Below are 19419 nucleotides of genomic sequence, written 5' to 3'. Positions count from 1 at the left end.
TGCATAAATTTATAATCAAATTTTGACTTTTATGCAACATGTTGCATAATCTCATGAGTCACACTTTACTTTTGCTTACAAACTGGATTGCCATGTCACTTCCTCATGTTTTATTGACCAGCTTGCTTGAACGTCCAAGTACAGGGTTTGAACTTGCCCGCCGCTTTGACCGCTCAATGGGCTTTTTCTGGAATGCCACTCACCAGCAAATTTATCGTGAACTCAATAACATGCTTAAAAAAGGCTGGGTTTCCACTTTAGAAAATGAAATGGATAATGGCCGAAAAAAAACCTATCAGGTCGAACAACTTGGTCGTATAGAACTAGCCTCATGGATGACGCAACAAAGTGAACCTGCACAGCTTCGTGATGATTTAATGGTTAGATTGCGTGCAGAAGCACAATTGAGCAATAATCAGATATTACCTGAACTGTTAAGGCATCTTGGTTTACATCAAGAGAAGCTCAAACTTTATCAAAGTATTTATGATAAAGATTTTAAAGACAGCGATGATCTAAATGACCGTGTGTTATACATCCACAAAATGATCTTAGAACTTGGAATTACGATGGAAAGTGAATGGATCAAATGGTTGGAACAAGTCATCCCTCAATTAAAACGCTTTGCCCAAGATAACCCATCTGGAGAATAGCCATGCCGTATTACACCATGCCCGATCGGGAAAATTTATTTGTACGCCGTGTTGGTCGTGGGGAGCCTGTTTTGGTTTTATCTGGCCTTGGCATGCAAAGTTGGCAGTGGCTACCGTTTATTTATGCAAACCGCAAAGAATATGAATTTATTATTCCAGACTGGCGTGGTTTCGGTGGTTCAAAGAATTGTGCAATTCCCGAGCAAGATGCCATTTCTAGCCATTGGCAAGATGTTGCTCATTTAATAGATCAATTAAAACTCGATAACTTTATCTTGATGGGCTATTCAATGGGTGCGACGACTGCCATGCATGGTATGAAACATGCGCAACTGGCACAGCAGTTAAAAGCCTATTTACATATTGATCAGACACCGAAAATATCAGTAGATTCGACTTGGGAATATGGTTTATTCGGCCCTCTTCACACCCAGTTCAAACAACTATTAAATGATATTTATCAATTATTGCTAAAGCATAAAAACGCCAAATATCTTTATGAGCTATCACTTCCAGATCGACAAGAACTAGTCCGTCTATGGGTAGATTTTATTGAGTTACAAAGTAGCAATCCATTTAGTCCACTAGTTTTTAAAACAGCTTTAAAACAGCCTTTTTTACAAAAATATTTATTACCTATTCAACGTTTAGATTACTTGTTTTGGTATGTTGAAAATTATCTTTATCACAATGAAGATTATCGAGAAGCAATTCAGCAGTTAGCATGTCCTACCACTTTTTTTATTGGTCGTAATTCGACACTTTATCCAGAAACTGGTCAGACACTGATTGCACATAGCGTTGAGCATGCAAAAGCAATATATTTTGAACGCTCAGGCCACACCCCCTTATTAACCGAACCCAAAAAGTTTGGGCATGAAATTACTACATTCTTATCCGAACTCAAGCATGCTTCTTAAAAAATAAAGGGATCTATTTATAGATCCCTTTTTAAAATCTAAAAATGATTAAGCGGAATGAGCTAATTCTTTCGCTTTTAATTGCTCCGAGACACTTAACAAAAGCTGCTCTGTTTTTTCCCACCCTAAACAACCATCAGTTACTGACTGGCCATAAGTCATATCACAAGAAATCTTTTGGTTACCATCAACCAAATGACTTTCAATCATGACACCTCGAACTTGCGTTTTTAAACGTTCAGCAACGATTTGCTGTAAAACTTCTGGCTGACGCAACGGATCTTTCCCACTGTTACCATGACTACAATCAATCACCAGTGCAGGTAGATTTTGTTTATATTTTTCGCGTATCGCCTGAATTGAAGCTAAATCGTAATTTGGCCCATGATTCGCACCACGCAAGATCAAGTGAGGTAATGGATTTCCAGCACTCTGGATCACTGAAGGCAAGCCTTGTTGATTCATTCCTAAAAATTGATGTTCATTTTGCGCGGATTGAATCGCATCTAGTGCAATCTGAATAGAACCATCAGTACCATTCTTGAAACCAATACTGTATGGCATATGACTTGAGATTTCACGGTGAATCTGAGATTCGCTTGTGCGAGCACCAATTGCACCCCAAGCCAATAAATCATCAAAATAGCCAGTTGCCATTGGACTTAAAATTTCACTCGCAATTGGCAAACCCTTTTCAATAATCTGTAGGTAGAGTTCACGAGACTTTTCTAAACCAAGTTGTAAATTTGATGAACCATCTAAATTTGGATCATACATGAACCCTTTCCAACCCACTGTGGTACGTGGTTTTTCAATGTATGTACGCATCACGATAAAAATCTGATCTTTAATTTTTTCTTGTAATTTTTGCAGTTTTTCAGCGTATTCAAGTACTGCAACTGGATCATGAATTGAACAAGGCCCTGTAATTACCATTAGACGATGATCGTTGCCGTTAAGAATATTTTGAATAATTTGGCGGTGTTCGGCAATTTGACGTGCGAAAGAGTGTGCAAGCGGGTATTTCGCTTTTAACTGGATAGGTAAACTAACTGGTGTTTCTTTTGTATTGGTTTGAGTCAGTAAAGTATTTAGGGCATTCATTGGTTTTTTCCTTGGGACTGCAATCTACTCAGTCCGATCATTTATTTGAGCGTTTTGGATCTATTCGTTGGTAAAGGTAAGCAAAAGTAAAACCAATAAAAGTTGCTAAAGTACGAATAAGTCATGTTGTTCATTTTAAGTTCCTCGATTCTAAAAAGATAAAGCATAAAAAAACCTGATCGGGGTTGCCGATCAGGTATTAACTGTGATGGGCAACTTTCTCATGCCCGAATACGCTCAGGCAACTATCTAAATTGCCAAAAGTAATAATAAGCGTTAGTGTTCACAGATTGATTTAACATCTTTATCTCAAATATTAAAAAATGTTCCTTAAATCTAAAATACGCATTGTTGATGAGTTTGACAAGTCTTTTTTTTGAAAAAAACTTCTTATTTTCTCGCTTAAGATTTGATTCAATGATGCATTAACGAATCAACCCTTGAGGTTGCAAAATAATTAAACCAGCTCCACAAAGCACAATTAGACCACCTAATATATCCCATCTTGTTAATCCCACCTGATCAACAAAGCGTAGCCACATAAGCGCAGTAAAAATATAGATACCGCCATAGGTCGCATAAATGCGCCCAGAAGCTGCTGGATGTAAAGTTAACAACCATACAAAGATAGCCAGACTTAAGACCGTAGGTAGCCACAGCCAAGCCGACTTGCCCTCTTTTAAAATCAGATAAGGAAAATAACAACCAAGAATTTCAGCAATTGCCGTGATAATAAATAACCCGAATACACTGAGTATTCGGGTTATAGCAAGACTATCAATTAACATAAGTTATGCTGGTTCTGCCGTATGATGATCTTCAAACACTTCAAGTTTTAAGCCGACAGCTTTGCCATCTTCTTTTTTCACCGATACAGCCACGTTACCACCATGATCTGCAAGTTCACCAAACAGAATCATTTCAGCGAGTGGTTTCTTCAAGTGTTCTTGAATGAGACGTTGCATTGGACGAGCACCCATCAAACGATCATAACCATTTGTAGCTAACCAATCTCGTGCACTTTGATCGACATCAAGAACAACTTGTTTTTCATCCAATTGCGCTTGCAATTCTGTTAAGAATTTGTCGACTACAGACTCAATCACAGTTGTTGGCAATGCTTTGAATTGAATAACACCATCTAGACGGTTACGGAACTCTGGAGAGAAAGCACGTTTCATCGCTTCTTGGTTATCAGAACTGTGATCTTGTTCAGTGAAACCAATGCTCGCGCGAGAAATACTTTCTGCTCCAATATTCGTAGTCAGAACAATAATCACATTTCTAAAGTCTGACTTACGTCCATTATTATCCGTTAAAGCGCCATGATCCATGATTTGTAGCAATAGGTTAAACACATCAGGATGTGCTTTTTCAATTTCATCAAGCAACAAGACACAATGTGGATTTTTGTGAATCGCATCAGTAAGCAACCCACCTTGGTCATAACCAACATACCCTGGAGGTGCACCAATTAAGCGTGAAACTGCATGACGTTCCATATATTCAGACATATCGAAACGTACAAGCTCTACACCCAATAATTTAGCGAGTTGCTTAGTAACCTCAGTTTTACCTACACCTGTTGGACCAGCAAAAACAAAACTACCCACTGGTTTATCTGGTGATTTTAATCCAGCACGAGATAACTTGATCGCTGAGCCTAATGCAGTAATTGCTTCGTCTTGACCAAACACCACACGTTTCAAATCACGCTCAAGATTTTCAAGCACTGACTTATCATCTTTAGACACAGTTTTTGGTGGAATACGAGCAATCTTAGAAACGATATCTTCGATATTCTCTACAGTAATCAAGCTATCATCACTTTCAGCTTTCAAACGGCGTTGAGCACCTGCTTCATCAATGACATCAATTGCCTTATCTGGCAAGAAACGATCATTAATGAACTTAGCAGAAAGCTCTACAGCTGATACCAAAGCCTTATCGTCATATTGTACGTGGTGAAAATCTTCAAACTTAGTTTTCAATCCACGTAAAATATCAATCGTTTCAGCAATACTTGGCTCATTGACATCAATTTTTTGGAAACGACGAGATAACGCATGGTCTTTTTCAAAAACCTGACGATATTCTTGGAAAGTCGTTGAACCAATACAACGTAAAGTACCATTAGCTAAAGCTGGCTTAATAAGATTTGACGCATCCATTGTGCTGCCCATACTTGAGCCTGCACCAATGATCATATGAATCTCATCAATGAATAAAATCGCATTTGGATTTTTCTTCAATGCATTAAGCAATTGTTTTAAACGTTTTTCAAAGTCACCGCGATATTTAGTTCCAGCAACTAATGCACCAATGTCCAGACTATAGATTTCGGCCTGACTTAAAGGTTTAGGTGCTTTACCATTCACAATTAACCATGCCAAACCTTCAGCAATCGAGGTTTTACCCACACCTGGATCACCCACAAGCAATGGATTGTTTTTGCGACGGCGGCACAGAATTTGTGCTGTACGCTCAATTTCTTTTTCACGACCAATTAGTGGGTCAGTTTTGCCTTTTTGCGCTTCAACATTTAGGTTCAGTGTATAAAGCTCTAATGGCCCTGCATTGCTTGCGCTAGTTTCACCCTCAATATCTTCAACTTCTTCTTCAACTTGCACTTCGTCTTTACGTGTCCCATGAGACAAGTATTGAGTCAATGTCAAACGATTGATTTGATGACGTTTAAGTAAATACACAGCAAAAGAATCACGCTCTGAATACATTGCGACCAAAACATCTGCACCCTCAACAGTACGATCGCCGCCACTTGATTGCACGTGAAAAATAGCACGTTGCAAAATGCGGTCGAAACTTTCTGTTGGATGAGGCGCTTGCTCGCTATTTTCGCCAAGCTTAGGAGTATGTTGTTCTACATATTCTTCTAATTCTTTACGCAAAGAAACTATATCAGCCCCGCATGCTTTGAGTGCATTCACGGCTGAATCGTTGTCGAGTAATGCTAATAATAAGTGTTCGACTGTAAGAAACTCATGTCTCTTTTGACGAGCCATGCTAACAGCCAAACGTAATGATACTTCTAATTGACGACTGAGCATGTAACCCCCTTATGCTTTAGGCTCAATCTGGCAAAGTAATGGATGACCTTGCGATCGAGCGTAATTATTAACAAGGTTTGCCTTAGTTTCCGCGATGTCTCTTGGATAGACTCCGGCAATACCTTTACCTTCATAGTGTACTGTTAGCATTACTTGAGTTGCTTGGTCAAGATTCATTGCAAAGTATTGTTGTAAAATTTCAATTACAAAGTCCATTGGAGTGTAATCGTCATTCATTAATACGACTGCATATAATGGGGGACGCTTGAGTGCAGGAGGAGCTGTTTGTACAACAACCTCTCCATCATGATCTTCGTTTTGCGAATCACTTAAGCGTGGGTGGAAGTGCCAATCGACATAGCCAGACTGCTGAAAAGAAGCCTTGATATCTTTTAAGTTTGTTTGACGCTTATTTGTTCGCATAGGATGTTACTATTGTGAATTTGCTTCAGCTTGAGGAATTTCTGCCACAAAAGCAGAAGATGTTTCGACAGGTTTACCACGCTGCCAACTAAAACGTTTAATAATCGGTGTATCAGAACCACCAGTTAAACGTACCTCAATAAATTGAGGCGTGAAACCTTTAGGCATTGTCCAGCGACCTGTTAAACGTTCAAAGTCAGTAAAGTTGAAGTTCTTCGCTTCAAGCGGTACGACTAAAACTTCAGTATCTTTGATCAATCTGATTTCAACCGATCCTAAAGCACGACGCTTACTTGGACTTACTTGAACTAAATCTAGTTGATATTCATAAGCATTTTCAGGCAAAGGCTTAATTGCCAGATTTTGGATTGTTAAGCTCAAACCACCACGTTGTCTCAAAATCTCACGATAGATATTACTCATACCTTCTTGCTGAGTCTTATCGGCATTCGCTTGATTAAGCGCTTCAAACAAATCATTTGCATTCGTCACAGCCACATCACGCTCTTGCACCGCTGCATTAAGGCTTTTGTTAACTGCATCTAAGGCTGTTTTTTGCTTTTGCACCACTTCAACCAATTGCTCCGCATCTGCATCGTAACCAACAACAGTTAAACCTTGACGGTGCCCAATTGTATAGCCGAGCGCAAAACAACCACTCATTAAAATAGCAGCACCAATAAACAAAGGCTTATTGGTGTTTAAAAATTTTTTCTTTTGCAACGAACTTTCTGCTGAAGTCGTCTGTCCAGAGTTTTGCATCGTCATCTCAGTGTTCAAGATCAGAGTCAAGACACACATTTAAATCGAAATTTAAATGTGTGTGAAGCAAAAAAGAGTTTTTTATGGTAATAAACCAATCCCTTGTAAGCCTTCATCTTCATTAAAGCCAAACATAAGGTTCATATTTTGTACAGCCTGACCAGATGCACCTTTTACAAGGTTATCTTGAGCCGCCAAAATAATCAGTTTATTTGGTTGTGGTTTATATAATGCAATACGAAGTTCATTCGCACCGCGTACACTACGTGTTTCAGGTGAACTATTTGCAGGCATAACATCTACGAATTTTTCATTAGCATAGAAGTTTTCATACAAAGCTTGTAAGTCTGTCTGCTTACCAGCTTCTGTCAAATCTACATAAATTGTACTCAGCATACCGCGAATCATAGGTACTAGATGAGGAACAAATAAGAGTCCATCAAACCCGCCCTTTTGTCCTGCAATATTTTCTAAGGCTTCTAAAATTTCTGGATGGTGACGATGACCTGCAACGCCATATGCTTTAAAGTTATCAGCGTTTTCACTATAAATCATGCCCAAGCTTGCTTTACGGCCAGCACCAGAAACACCAGATTTCGCATCAATAATAATATTTTTGGTTTCAATCAGGGCTTGTGCTGATTTTAATAATGGCGCTAAACCTAATTGAACAGTCGTCGGATAACAACCAGGGTTACCGATAACTTGAGCTTGTTTAATTTTTTCGCGGTTTAACTCAGTTAGACCATATACAGAATCTTTTAGTACATCTGGACAAGCATGCTCCATACCATACCATTTTTCAAATTGTTCAAGATCTTGTAAGCGAAAGTCTGCTGCTAAATCAATAACTTTAGTTCCAGCTGCAATTAAATCTTTGGCATGTTGCATGGCAACACCATGTGGCGTTGCAAAAAATACAACATCACACTCTTTTAATGCATCAATGTTTAAATCTGAAAATTGAAGATCTGTATGTCCACGTAAATTAGGGAACATATCTACAACTGGTTTGCCCGCTTCTGTACGTGAAGTAAGAACTCGAACCTGCGCTTTAGGATGTCGTAATAGAATACGTAATAGTTCAACGCCTGTATAACCCGTTCCACCAACAATTCCGACAGAAATCACGTGCATTACCTCAATTTTTGAATCTATACTTGGGCAGTAGTATGACAGGATGTCCAAGCTTACAAAACCATTTCATGCTTGGTAATTTTAATTTTTTTAATTTTAGCGACAATCAGATAGCACTTACTGGACTGTCATAACCACATAAATATCAGCAAATAAATACCAGATTAATTTTTGGAGAGCTAGGATGCTTCAACAATCAAAAGAAACAAAATTACGCACGTACCTTGGCTTGAGCACATTCATTTTAAGTGTAGCCCTTACTGGTTGCGGAGGCGGAGGTAGTAGTGGAGGCACTTCACCCACTACACCAACGCCCGTTGACCCTACACCTGAAGCAACAACTGATGTTACTTTAAAAACCCCTGTAGAAATGCGTAATATCCAGCTTAAAGTATATGACAACACCAATAATGCTATTTTAGTGGATACTCCAATTACGAGTTTAAACAGCTTTAATGTCAAAATTCCTACTGCAAAATTGAATCGTTTATATCGTGTAGAAATTACAACTAAAAGCTCATCTCAAGTGTTTGACCCAATTACTCCACAATACCAAAATTTGTCAGGTATTTATCATGCATTTATTACACCAAACAGTGTAAGTGGCAGAATCCAATTCATTAGCCCAAGCAGTGAAGCAGTTTATCAACGAGCTGTCATACGTTCGGGACAACTCCCTCAAGAGACAATTGACCCAACTCGTATTGAGCAATTACATGTGGATTTAGCTTCTCAAGATGTCTACAAATCGTTAATGAATGCGTTTAAAGATGGTGATATTCCAAGTTTAAGTCCAGCTAATTCCCTTCTGAATTTAACTTTGTTGCGATACTCAACTACTAAACCTAGTACATATGTAGATAGTTATCTTAGCTTTGGTTACTTACAATATTGGTCAACGATTCATGGCGGAGCAAATACCTACCAAGAACTTATTAAAAGTTTAGCAACTGATTTAAAAGATGGCTTTTTGGATGGGAAAAAACTTCATGGGGATCAAACATCCTTCACTCCTATTTTCACACCTGCTCCAAATAATATTGATCCAATCAAAAACACCCTGTTAGATATTGCAGCCAATCAAAAGGCGACACGTGATTATTTTGCTACCAATCTACGAGCAGCCACCTTACAACTAGCAGTTTTGCAAGACCAACCTCGTCTTGACCAAGTAGGATATGATCTTTTAAAAAATAAACAGTACTCAGGAATTGTTCCTACTGTAAATTCAACAACATTCATTCGCATTGACGGTGCTGGAGATTACCGTAGAGCTGTTGGATTTACCACCACAGCGACGTGTAATGGATCAACCTACCCATGCAAACAAGGCTTAACCAGCATCAATCTATCAGATCCAAACCTACCAGCTACAGACTATTTAGTGGGCCACTATGAAGACACCTCAACTGGATGTCAGCTTAATTTCCGTGCGAATGGTCAAATCGACATGAGTAAAGGCTCACAAATTTATCGGGTGGCTCTAAGTGCTGATAGTACCGATAATTTATTGCAAACAGATGCTGCCAGCTCAAGTTATTTACTCAATTCAAGTTCAGCCGAACCAAATAACTCGACGCAACAATACAACTTTATCCAATTATCTATTAAAGCAAATAAAATTATCAGCGCCAAAGCAGGTTTAGATAGTCGAAAAGCACCTGATAGCTTACAAACACCGCAACTAGAATGTACCTTTAGTTAAGCTGAAACATACCACCATGCAGGCAATGGATTTGATTTAAGTTGTCTGCGGTGTTTTTGAAAATATGGATCGTACTTTTCAACTTCTGCCCAAAAAGCTGGGCTATGATCAAAATGTTTAGTATGTGCCAACTCATGAATAGCCACATAGCGAGCAATTTCATGTGACATGAGTACTAGTCCTGCATGTAGCATAATATTATGCTGACTACTACAACTTCCCCACCGAGTTTTCGGGCGGCGAATTGTACACTCCCTGTAAGCCAAATGAGTGTGCTCACTTAATTCTTTTAAAAGCTCTGCTAATTCTTGTTTCGCATAAGCAATAACTGCGTTTTGCAATGCCAAATATGGCTGTGTGTCTTTAATAAATAAACAGCTATTTTCCCAATCAAATTGAAAAACACGATGCTGCTTTTGCACAATCACTTGAAATGGCTGTTTTTTATTAAAGAAATAAATTTCCGAAGGAATTTCAATGGATGCCGATTGGACGTTTTGTTGCTTATTCCATGTCTCGGTTAACCATTGTTCAGATTGCGCTAAAAAATGCTGAATTTGCTTCTTACTACAAAATAAAGGAACCGTAAGACGGATTGAAGCAGGCTCAACACGTAAGCGCAATTTTCGTGCTCTTACGTGTCGAACGATTTTAATCTCTGGCATTTTTGCAGACATTACTGTGCTGTACGCTCTTCAATACCATTATTTGTCGCAACAATTGCGATCGTTGCTGGATTTAAGGCGAAGATACCGTTAGTTACCACACCAGGAATATTGTTAATTGTTTTTTCCAGCTCAATAGCATTTAAGATATTAAGATTGAAAACATCCAAAATAACATTACCGTTATCTGTAACTACACCTTCACGATAAACCGGATCACCACCTAAACTTACCAATTTACGAGCTACAGCCGAACGCGCCATTGGAATAACTTCTACAGGAAGTGGGAAATCACGTCCAAGTTGATCAACCCATTTTGAATCATCAACAATACATACAAATTTCTTAGCGATTGATGCAACGATTTTCTCACGTGTTAATGCAGCACCACCACCTTTAATCATATGCATATGGCGATCAATTTCATCTGCACCATCAACATAGGCATCTAGGCTACCTACATGGTTCATATCAACCACTTCAATACCAAGTTTTTTAAGGCGATCAGCAGTTGCTTGAGAACTTGCCACAGCCGCTTCTAATTGTAATTCAGGTAATAAATCAATTAGAAAGTTTACGGTACTTCCAGTCCCAACACCCAAAATGCCACCTTTGGGTAAGTGTTTTAAAGCAGCTTTCGCAGCAGCTTGTTTCTTTTCATCTTGGGTTGCATATAGGCTCATTACATCACTCAACTATTTTTGACATTTATGCTCCAATAAACGGCGCAAATGCACAAGGGTTTGCTACAATAATTTCCTATTTTAAACTGTTATAGGGAAGATGAACATGCTGTCTCGTGTGGTACGACAAATTTTACAAGCAACGGTTTATGATGTTGCAATTGAAACACCTCTCGAAGCAGCTCCACGAATTAGTCAAAAATTAAACAATACAATTCGTTTTAAGCGTGAAGATTTACAACCCGTTTTTTCTTTTAAATTACGCGGCGCCTATAACCGTATTAGTCAATTACCTAAAGAACAACTTGAACGCGGGGTGATTTGCGCCTCTGCTGGTAACCATGCTCAAGGCGTAGCTTTGTCAGGACAAAGATTAGGAATTCCCGCTATTATTGTTATGCCAAGCACAACACCTGACATTAAAGTTCAGGCTGTTAAACGCTTAGGTGGTCAAGTCGTATTACATGGCGATAGCTTTGATATTGCAAATAAATATGCTCAACAACGTGCAGAAGTTGAAGGTCTTGTATTTATTCCACCCTATGACGACGAACTTGTCATTGCAGGTCAAGGCACTATTGCCAATGAAATATTACGTCAATGGCGTGATGTAGAGTACGTGTTTGTTGCCGTAGGTGGTGGTGGTCTTATTTCAGGCGTAGCAGCTTACCTTGGAGAAGTTGCACCGCACGTAAAAGTTATTGGCGTTGAATATGAAGAGTCAGCTTGTTTAAAAGCAGCTTTAGAAGCAAATGAACGTGTAATTTTGCCACATGTAGGCCTATTTGCAGATGGTACAGCTGTTGCCCAAATTGGTGCTTTACCATTTGATATTATTCGTTTGCGCAAATCTGATAACTCAGGCCCGATTGTTGACCCTGATATTGTGACTGTGAATACAGATGAAATCTGTGCAGCAATTAAAGACACATTTGATGAAAACCGCAGCATTGTTGAACCTTCTGGAGCAATGGCATTAGCGGGTATCAAAAAATATATTCACGAACATAAAATCAGTAATAAAAATATGGTGTCGATTGTTTGTGGCGCCAATATGAATTTTGACCGCTTGCGTTATATTGCTGAGCGTACGGAGTTAGGTGAGCAACGTGAAGCGATTTATGCAGTTACCTTATCTGAAGAAAAAGGCGCATTCTTAGGCTTCTGCCGTGCTTTACAAGGTCGCAATATCACTGAGTTTAACTACCGCGCAAACAATACAGACGAAGCGCAAGTATTCGTCGGTATTAGTTTAAAAGGTGGAGATGCAGAGCGTCATGAAATTTTGGAACAATTAAAACAGCAAGATTATATTGTAGATGACCTTTCTGACGATGAAGTTGCCAAATTACATATTCGTTATTTAATTGGTGGTCACGCAAATCTAGATGATGAAAGATTGTTCCGTGTTGAATTCCCTGAACGTCCAGGTGCGCTCTTAACCTTCTTAACTCGTTTAGGTCCAACCCACAACATTACCCTCTTCCATTACCGTAACCACGGCGCTGCTGAAGGTCGTGTACTAGTTGGCTTACAAGCAACAGATGCTAAACAAAACCCTGATGGATTGATTGAGACACTCGAGCAGATTAATTATCCGTATGCAGAAATTACTGATAACGTCGGCTATAAACGTTTCTTAAAATAATCTTTAGTTTTGATGAAGAGGCCGACATAGTTGTCGGCTTTTTTATACATTTTTTTATATTTCTAGCATATTTACATTGCTTCTCTTTATCTTAAAGAAAATATCCTTAAAAATAATGATCTAACTCGGAAAAAAGGACCAACATGGCACAGTTCGCAGTCATTGGCTTAGGTAGTTTTGGAGCAACGGTTGCTCAAGAACTCACAAAATTAAATCATGATGTTATTGGCATCGATACAGTAAAAAAGAATGTCGAAAATCTGGCCGACGTTTTAACTCATGCCGTCATTGCCGATGCTACTGACGAACATGTGCTTGACGAATTGAATATCCAAAATTGTGATGCTGTTGTAGTTGCAATTGGTGAAGATATTGAAGCCAGTATTTTGTGTGTGCTGAACTTAAAAAATCTCGGCATTGATAAAATTTGGGTAAAGGCAAAAACCAAAGCTCATCACACCATTTTGTCACACCTTAATATCAATAAGATTATTCACCCTGAAGAAGATATGGGAGTGAGAGTTGCTCAAGCTCTGAACTACCCTATGGTAAGTCGCTATATGTCTTTAGAAGATGACCATTACATTATAAAAATTGAAATCCCAGATAAACTTAACGGCATCAATTTATATGGCATTATGCAGCAAGCGCCTCAAGTCAAAACATTGCTCGTGAAAAGACAGCAGCAAATTTTGTTTGAGACTGAAGAAAATTTCACTTTGCAAACACATGATATTCTTATTTTAGAAGGTCATTTATCACAGTTAAAGAAACTTTCTAATTGCTTCTTATAAGAAAACGAACTCTAGAATATGTCCATATATCCTAAGCCTCATAAAACGTTAAATTTAAGCCCTCCTTCACTTTTAGCGCTAGGGTTTTTAGGCTTTATTACTTTTGGCACTTTATTACTTAAATTGCCATTTGCGAATACAGGCAATGTCAGTTGGATGGATGCGCTTTTTACAGCCACCTCAGCAGTTACAATTACCGGTCTATCTGTTTTAAATATTCATGAATCTTTTACCCTCTTTGGGCAAACTATTATTTTATTACTGATCCAGTCTGGCGGTTTGGGTTTTATGACTTTTGCGATATTGGCCGCATTAAGTTTGTCACCAAAAGTTGGTCTTAAACAGCAAATGATGGCTCAAGATAGTCTCGGGCAAACAAGCCTATCAAAAGTTACTTTTGTTGCTAAAGGAGTTGTCACTTACACCCTTATTTTTGAGCTGATTGGTACAGTTATTCTTACCGCCGCTTTTGCACCAACATATGGGTTTGCACGTGGTTTATATTATGCGGCTTTTTACAGCATTTCCTCATTCAACAATGCTGGTTTTTCATTATTTTCCAACAGCTTAATGAACTTTCAGAGTAACTATATTATTTGTATAACCATTAGCATCCTTTACACTTTAGGTGGTCTTGGTTTTTTAGTGCTCATGGATATTAAGCAAAACAAAAGATGGAAAAAACTAACACCAAATAGCAAGCTTATTCTTACCACCATTGCAATTATTAACCTCGTTGCGTTTATTTTAATATGGGCTTTAGAAGCTCAAAATCCCGCGACTTTAGGGATGTTAAGCTCAGGTGAACAAGCATTAAACGCTTGGTTTCAGGCAACAGTTCCACGATCTTCAGGCTTTAATACCATTGATACAGGTGCAATGACCAACAGTAGTTCACTACTGATGATGTTACTGATGTTTATTGGTGGTGGTTCACTGAGTACAGCCGGTGGAATCAAAGTTGGAACCTTTGTCATTTTAGTGCTTAGTGTAATTTCATTTTTACGCCGTACAGATGAAATTAGAATATTTAATCACTCTGTATCTCACGAAACCACCTATAAAGCATTAGCAGTGACTGCTATTACGAGCATACTGATTTTCATTGGCTTCTTTATTCTTTTGCTTTTAGAGCCTAAAGCAGATTTTATGAATTTGCTTTTTGAGGTTGTTTCGGCCGCATGTACAGTAGGCCTCTCTCGTGGAATCACACCAGATTTACATAATGGTAGTTTATTCATTTTAAGCCTACTCATGTTTGCTGGACGGCTTGGACCTTTAACACTCGCCTATTTAATTGCTACTCCTAAAAAGAGTCGACTCAAACACCCTCAAGCCAACATCCAAATTGGATAATAAAAAAGCCGCTTTAAAAGCGGCTTTTTTATAGAGTCTTAGTACCAATTCAAGAGCGATACACCCAGACCAGCATAAGTCGCTCGATGGTTATAATCAATCAAGCTTTCACCATAACCATTAAACAACTGGAAATGTCCGCGTAACTTACCACTGATTGGAAAAGCCCAATCAAATTGCACAGCGCCATGAGAGTCATCACCACCTTTCAATGAATGACGCAGCATTAAAGAGAAGTCATTCTGCTTCCATTTATAAAACGCTGTTAAATCACCACGACCAATGTAATCTTCCATATCCGGATTATTATCATCTTTACTATCTTCTTCAAGACGAATCCATGGACGAAGCATTAAAGCAAAATTACCACGCTCCAATCCAACATTAAAGATGACACGGTTCCAGCTACGAGATAATGGATCTGAGCGACCATTTGACTGATGGTTTAAGGTAACTCCAAGCAAACGCCCATCTAAACCAAGCAACTCGTAGTTCGTTCTAAACATTAAACTTGCTTCTGGCTCATAGTTCGTTTCACGGAATGGGCGAGATTCTTCAGCATTGAACGTCTGCCAGCGTGAAGATTGTGTATACCCTACCCACAAATCACCATTATTTCCAAAAATATTTTCCCAAGCTTTGGTTTTCAAAGAAATCTGAAACTTACTTTCTGTGGATTTCAGATTCTGAGCATCCGTTACAGTGTTATTTGGATTTGGGCTACTCGGGAATTCATTCTTGTCACTGGTCCAAAATACGGGTAATAAATAGACGGGCTGATAAGCACGAATATTCCAAACACCTAGCTTACTTTTTTCAGATAACTCCCAACGTTGATCTAGCAAAGAAGTAGTAGGTTCAAGTGTAGGCGCTTTACCAATCACTTTAATATTACTAACTGTATCTACTACCTTCTCTTTAAATGTTTCTGGTTGAACAGCAGGCTGATCGATTTTTTTAACAAGCTCAGGTACTACCGCGGCTTGCACAACAGGTAGAGCTGCTGGCTTAAATACAGAGTCGTAACAAGCCAGACGATCGGCATTCGAAGCAAGAGCAACACATGCATCAACTGTGGCAGGGTTTGCTGGAGCTAAGGTATCAGCATATGTTACAGACGCACATAAACAGCTAAGCACGATTCCCATGCTTAGCTCTAAAGATGTGCGTTCAAATTGTTTGAACGCCATGTTCAATCTCCAATTTTTATTTTAATTAACTTGTTGAATGGTAAAACCTAATTGCTGCAATTCATCACGTTTAGCAAATGGCGCAACTACAGCTTTTACAGGAGTTTGCTCTACTAAATATTGACGAGCAACACGTTTTAAATCATCCAATGTTACATGCAACAATCTTTCACGCAAAGTACGGCGGAAAGCTGGTGTTCTCGCATGCAACAATGCATAACATGCTGTAATCGCTTCACCTGCTGGAGAGCCTGGTTTATCCATACTTGCCACTAAACCAAGAATTGCTTCTTCAAGCTGATGAGGTTGTTGCTCTGTATTTAATAACCATTGCACGCTTGCTTCAAAGTCTTTAAACGTCTCTGCTAAACGTGGGTCACGGTAACTGAAGAAACGGAATGAGCATGCATTTCCATCATAACTAGCGCCGCCACCATAAGCACCACCTTTTTCACGGATAGCACTGTGCAAGAATCCGTTACGTAAATAAGCTGCCAATACCATTAATGGAGCTGCATCTGGATGCGATACTTCTACGGCTTGATATGCAGAAGCACAGAACTGAACATTGGCCTGAATTAACCACGCTTCATGATTATTATCATTAGCTTGTTCTACTTGAGTTAACTCGGTTGTAGCTGTATCAACATTCAACTTATCCCAAACATTCTGGATTTCTTCAACCAAACGTTCAGATTGATGTTCTTCACACACAAGTAAGAACTGTTTAGGTGCTTGCAACAACTTACTATGAATTCGTTTTAATTCCGCAATCAGCTCATCGTAAGCAGCATCATCTTGGGTAATTTTAGTAACAAGCTCACCCAACCAGTTCAATGCACCTAAACCCGTGTTTTGATAGTCACGTTGAGCCAAGGCACTCATGTTACGAGAAGCAATCTGCATCGCATAGCTATGACCTGAACCAGATAAACGAGATTGCCAACGTGTTTTACGTTGTTGCAGTAACTCGATAATTCGTTCTTTCTCATCAAATCGAAGCTGTTCAAATGCTAATTTTAATAAATGAATTGCATCAAATTTCTGAGTCAACGATTTAGTCGTTAAAGTTAACCAAGCACTAATTTTATCTTTATCATCCACTTTGCTACGTAAAGAAGCGCCCATTCCTAAACCACCACTTACAGCGGTTTGCAAGTTTTGTAGTTCAAGATAGCCATATTCGCCTGCACCTACTTCACCCATCAAAATAGAAAGCAAATTGAAGTAAGGTGACTTCACGATATCTTCAGGGATCTGGATAAGTACTTGTTGATAGTAAATGCCGTTAGTACCCGCATGGTACAAGTTCAACGGCGTATCCATACGATTACAAATAATTTCGCGTAACTGACCTTGCACAATATGCAAGTCAGCAGGTACATCTTCCAAACCTACTTTTGGCAATAACTCAAGATTATCAGGAGTGTCCTGACGTTCCTCTAAAGCCTTAGTCTTAGCAATGATTTCAGCCTTATCAGCATCTGTTAGCTTTTCACCAATAGCCGCTAAACGAGCTTTTTCCGCTTCCTGCTCTTTTACAGACTTGGTCGGGTCTGGAACTAAAGTCATCTGTACGCGATGAGGGTTGTCGAGCAAATGTGTTTGAATCAGATTTGATAACCACATTGGGTCTTTCAACTCTTCTTTAATTTGTGCAATTGCGCTGTCAACATCCCAAATTTGGATTGGATCATTATGGTGAATCGCACCACTTAAGCCATTTAAAATTAGACTTAAACCATACGGTGTACCATCACCATTAATTTCACGTTGATGTAACTCGATTTGATGCAAAATTGCATCGACTAAATTACTATCAATTGGTTTTGCAGCAACATCACGCAGAATATTTAAAACACCATCTCTAAAGCTTTGCGCATGTTCAGGATTTGAACCTTGAACACCACAGTAGAAAGTCATTTCAAAATTACTATCGTCTACGCCCATTAATGGACCTGTAGATTGAGCATAACCACAAGTTTCTAAGTAATGACGCAGTGGCGAAGCCGAATTTTCTAATAAAATCCCTTCGACTAAACGCATTCCTAAACGCAATTTAATGTCATTTGCTTCCGGTAATAACCAAGATAGAACATGATAAGTTTTATCTTTTAAATCATCACTATCAACACCGTAGTTCTCTGTTACTTCAATTGGTGCAGCTAAACGTTTTTCAGGCTTAGAGTATAAAGTTGTTCCCGCAGAAAACTTGTGTAGAGCTAGTTTTTCAAACTGCTCTTGTAGTTCATATGCTGTCTGATTACCAAAGGTCATGAATACAGCATTGCTTGGGTGGTAATGTACTTTATAAAAATCGACTAACTGCTCATACGTTAAATCAGGAATATCTTTCGGATCACCACCTGAGTTGTAATGATAGGTCGTTTCAGGAAATAAATGATGAGCCAACTGATGATAAAGTTGATCAGACGGCGCACTCATTGCACCTTTCATTTCATTAAAAACAACACCTTTATATACAGGTTGACCATTTTCAAGTTCAATACGAATACCTTCTTGAGCAAAATCAAGTGGATTCAAATTGGCAGCAAATGCCGCATCAAGATAAACAGAAAGTAAGTTTTGAAAATCTTTTTTATTTTGAGTAGCGAATGGATATGCTGTCCAATCTGCTGCTGTAAATGCGTTCATAAAAGTATTTAAAGAACGACGAATCATTAAAAAGAATGGATCACGTACCGGAAACTTTTCAGAGCCACACAAAGCTGTATGTTCTAAAATATGTGCTGTGCCTTTAGAGTCCATAGGCTGGGTTCTAAAAGCAACAAGAAATACATTTTCATCATAATCAGTTGCCAAGTGATAATGCACCGCACCTGTGACTTTATGCTTATATTCAGACACTAAAATATCTAATGCTTCTACATGGTGCTGACGTAGCAACTGAAACGCAGGGTGAACAGTTTGAGAAATGGTTTCAGTGACATCTACAGTCATGTGATCTCCTAACATATCGGATAAGTGAATAAGTCTCATTATAGCCTGAGTCAGCTTGAGATTGGCGAACAAAAGCCAAGTAAAATACTATGTTTTTGTTGAGTATTAGTTTTCATTGGCACAGCTTTGATATCAAGCACATAGCGATGAATGTTTTATCCTACCAGAACAAAAGCTTTTAATTCTATGTATATGATAGACATTGAATAAAAAAGCTTATCAATTTTATTTGGCTTACCTACCTCTAATCTAAAAAATATTCATACAACAATATTTTTCCACTAACTTTTGATTTAACTGAATTTTATTCAACAAACTACAGCAAACCCAAGCAATGGTGTAAACTTAGC

Annotated in this window: 16 protein-coding genes; 6 read left to right on the top strand and 10 right to left on the bottom strand. The window is 38.7% G+C overall.

Going from position 1 to position 19419, the window contains the following annotated elements:
• Positions 1-92 precede the first annotated feature (92 nt).
• Positions 93-653: a PadR family transcriptional regulator gene (locus tag KIP84_RS07865; protein ID WP_005069032.1), complete on the top strand. Its 561-nt coding sequence runs from the start codon at positions 93-95 to the stop codon at positions 651-653.
• A 2-nt stretch (positions 654-655) separates the two neighbouring features.
• Entirely contained in the window at positions 656-1573 is a 918-nt protein-coding gene (locus KIP84_RS07860) for an alpha/beta hydrolase (RefSeq protein ID WP_002120883.1), read from the top strand.
• 48 nt (positions 1574-1621) lie between these two features.
• Here the strand turns inward: KIP84_RS07860 and KIP84_RS07855 are convergent, their stop codons facing one another.
• The 6 genes from KIP84_RS07855 to argC all read right to left on the bottom strand — a co-directional run bounded on the left by KIP84_RS07855 (position 1622) and on the right by argC (position 8067).
• Positions 1622-2677: a 3-deoxy-7-phosphoheptulonate synthase gene (locus tag KIP84_RS07855; RefSeq protein ID WP_213689664.1), complete on the bottom strand. Its 1056-nt coding sequence runs from the start codon at positions 2675-2677 to the stop codon at positions 1622-1624.
• A gap of 425 nt (positions 2678-3102) precedes the next feature.
• Positions 3103-3465, bottom strand: a complete 363-nt coding sequence (locus tag KIP84_RS07850) for a YnfA family protein (RefSeq protein WP_213689663.1) — start codon at positions 3463-3465, stop codon at positions 3103-3105.
• Between the two features lie 3 nt (positions 3466-3468).
• Complete coding sequence (clpA, locus tag KIP84_RS07845) at positions 3469-5745, bottom strand: ATP-dependent Clp protease ATP-binding subunit ClpA (RefSeq protein WP_017400370.1); 2277 nt, start codon at positions 5743-5745, stop codon at positions 3469-3471.
• Between the two features lie 9 nt (positions 5746-5754).
• On the bottom strand, positions 5755-6168 hold the full coding sequence (gene clpS / locus KIP84_RS07840) for an ATP-dependent Clp protease adapter ClpS (protein ID WP_213689662.1): 414 nt from the start codon (positions 6166-6168) through the stop codon (positions 5755-5757).
• Between the two features lie 9 nt (positions 6169-6177).
• Positions 6178-6936 (bottom strand): DUF6776 family protein, encoded by a 759-nt coding sequence (locus KIP84_RS07835; RefSeq protein WP_014206946.1) that lies wholly within the window; start codon positions 6934-6936, stop codon positions 6178-6180.
• Positions 6937-7011: 75 nt separating this feature from the next.
• Positions 7012-8067, bottom strand: a complete 1056-nt coding sequence (gene argC, locus KIP84_RS07830) for an N-acetyl-gamma-glutamyl-phosphate reductase (protein WP_213689661.1) — start codon at positions 8065-8067, stop codon at positions 7012-7014.
• A gap of 184 nt (positions 8068-8251) precedes the next feature.
• On the opposite strand from argC, the gene KIP84_RS07825 reads away from it, so the two are divergent.
• Positions 8252-9772 carry a hypothetical protein gene (locus KIP84_RS07825; RefSeq protein ID WP_213689660.1) on the top strand — a complete coding sequence of 507 codons (1521 nt, stop codon included), beginning with the start codon at positions 8252-8254 and terminating at the stop codon, positions 9770-9772.
• On the opposite strand, the gene KIP84_RS07820 is transcribed toward KIP84_RS07825, so the two are convergent.
• Positions 9769-10449, bottom strand: coding sequence for a SprT family zinc-dependent metalloprotease (locus KIP84_RS07820; protein WP_213689659.1), 681 nt, complete (start codon positions 10447-10449; stop codon positions 9769-9771). The genes KIP84_RS07825 and KIP84_RS07820 overlap by 4 nt on opposite strands.
• Positions 10449-11120: a ribose-5-phosphate isomerase RpiA gene (rpiA, locus tag KIP84_RS07815; protein WP_002046900.1), complete on the bottom strand. Its 672-nt coding sequence runs from the start codon at positions 11118-11120 to the stop codon at positions 10449-10451. Before rpiA ends, KIP84_RS07820 begins: the two co-directional genes overlap by 1 nt.
• A 100-nt stretch (positions 11121-11220) precedes the next feature.
• Here rpiA and ilvA point away from each other — a divergent pair, with 100 nt between their 5' ends.
• From ilvA to KIP84_RS07800, 3 genes are all read left to right on the top strand, one after another.
• The gene (gene ilvA / locus KIP84_RS07810; protein ID WP_171256526.1) at positions 11221-12768 is read left to right on the top strand and encodes a threonine ammonia-lyase, biosynthetic; all 1548 of its coding nucleotides are present in this window, start codon (positions 11221-11223) and stop codon (positions 12766-12768) included.
• 143 nt (positions 12769-12911) lie between these two features.
• Positions 12912-13562 (top strand): TrkA family potassium uptake protein, encoded by a 651-nt coding sequence (locus KIP84_RS07805; RefSeq protein WP_005069007.1) that lies wholly within the window; start codon positions 12912-12914, stop codon positions 13560-13562.
• Positions 13563-13580: 18 nt separating this feature from the next.
• Positions 13581-14918 carry a TrkH family potassium uptake protein gene (locus KIP84_RS07800; RefSeq protein ID WP_213689658.1) on the top strand — a complete coding sequence of 446 codons (1338 nt, stop codon included), beginning with the start codon at positions 13581-13583 and terminating at the stop codon, positions 14916-14918.
• Between the two features lie 38 nt (positions 14919-14956).
• Here KIP84_RS07800 and KIP84_RS07795 read toward each other — a convergent pair whose 3' ends face one another.
• The gene (locus tag KIP84_RS07795; protein ID WP_213689657.1) at positions 14957-16108 is read right to left on the bottom strand and encodes a phospholipase A; all 1152 of its coding nucleotides are present in this window, start codon (positions 16106-16108) and stop codon (positions 14957-14959) included.
• A gap of 21 nt (positions 16109-16129) precedes the next feature.
• Entirely contained in the window at positions 16130-19069 is a 2940-nt protein-coding gene (locus KIP84_RS07790; RefSeq protein WP_213689656.1) for an insulinase family protein, read from the bottom strand.
• Between the last annotated feature and the right edge of the window lie 350 nt (positions 19070-19419).

Source organism: Acinetobacter sp. BHS4 (assembly GCF_018454425.1).
In the GTDB taxonomy this organism is placed as follows: Bacteria; Pseudomonadota; Gammaproteobacteria; order Pseudomonadales; family Moraxellaceae; genus Acinetobacter; species Acinetobacter pittii.
The sequence above is the reverse complement of the archived record's forward strand: the minus strand, read 5'-3'. Positions and strand labels throughout refer to the sequence as shown.

Coding starts and splice junctions, on each gene's coding strand:
- KIP84_RS07860 (WP_002120883.1), top strand. CDS start 656: ATGCCGTATTACACCATGCCCGATCGGGAAAATTTATTTGTACGCCGT.
- KIP84_RS07805 (WP_005069007.1), top strand. CDS start 12,912: ATGGCACAGTTCGCAGTCATTGGCTTAGGTAGTTTTGGAGCAACGGTT.
- KIP84_RS07800 (WP_213689658.1), top strand. CDS start 13,581: ATGTCCATATATCCTAAGCCTCATAAAACGTTAAATTTAAGCCCTCCT.
- KIP84_RS07825 (WP_213689660.1), top strand. CDS start 8,252: ATGCTTCAACAATCAAAAGAAACAAAATTACGCACGTACCTTGGCTTG.
- clpS (WP_213689662.1), bottom strand. CDS start 6,168: ATGCGAACAAATAAGCGTCAAACAAACTTAAAAGATATCAAGGCTTCT.
- KIP84_RS07790 (WP_213689656.1), bottom strand. CDS start 19,069: ATGACTGTAGATGTCACTGAAACCATTTCTCAAACTGTTCACCCTGCG.
- KIP84_RS07855 (WP_213689664.1), bottom strand. CDS start 2,677: ATGAATGCCCTAAATACTTTACTGACTCAAACCAATACAAAAGAAACA.
- KIP84_RS07820 (WP_213689659.1), bottom strand. CDS start 10,449: ATGTCTGCAAAAATGCCAGAGATTAAAATCGTTCGACACGTAAGAGCA.
- ilvA (WP_171256526.1), top strand. CDS start 11,221: ATGAACATGCTGTCTCGTGTGGTACGACAAATTTTACAAGCAACGGTT.
- argC (WP_213689661.1), bottom strand. CDS start 8,067: ATGCACGTGATTTCTGTCGGAATTGTTGGTGGAACGGGTTATACAGGC.
- KIP84_RS07850 (WP_213689663.1), bottom strand. CDS start 3,465: ATGTTAATTGATAGTCTTGCTATAACCCGAATACTCAGTGTATTCGGG.
- KIP84_RS07865 (WP_005069032.1), top strand. CDS start 93: ATGTCACTTCCTCATGTTTTATTGACCAGCTTGCTTGAACGTCCAAGT.
- KIP84_RS07795 (WP_213689657.1), bottom strand. CDS start 16,108: ATGGCGTTCAAACAATTTGAACGCACATCTTTAGAGCTAAGCATGGGA.
- clpA (WP_017400370.1), bottom strand. CDS start 5,745: ATGCTCAGTCGTCAATTAGAAGTATCATTACGTTTGGCTGTTAGCATG.
- rpiA (WP_002046900.1), bottom strand. CDS start 11,120: ATGAGCCTATATGCAACCCAAGATGAAAAGAAACAAGCTGCTGCGAAA.
- KIP84_RS07835 (WP_014206946.1), bottom strand. CDS start 6,936: ATGACGATGCAAAACTCTGGACAGACGACTTCAGCAGAAAGTTCGTTG.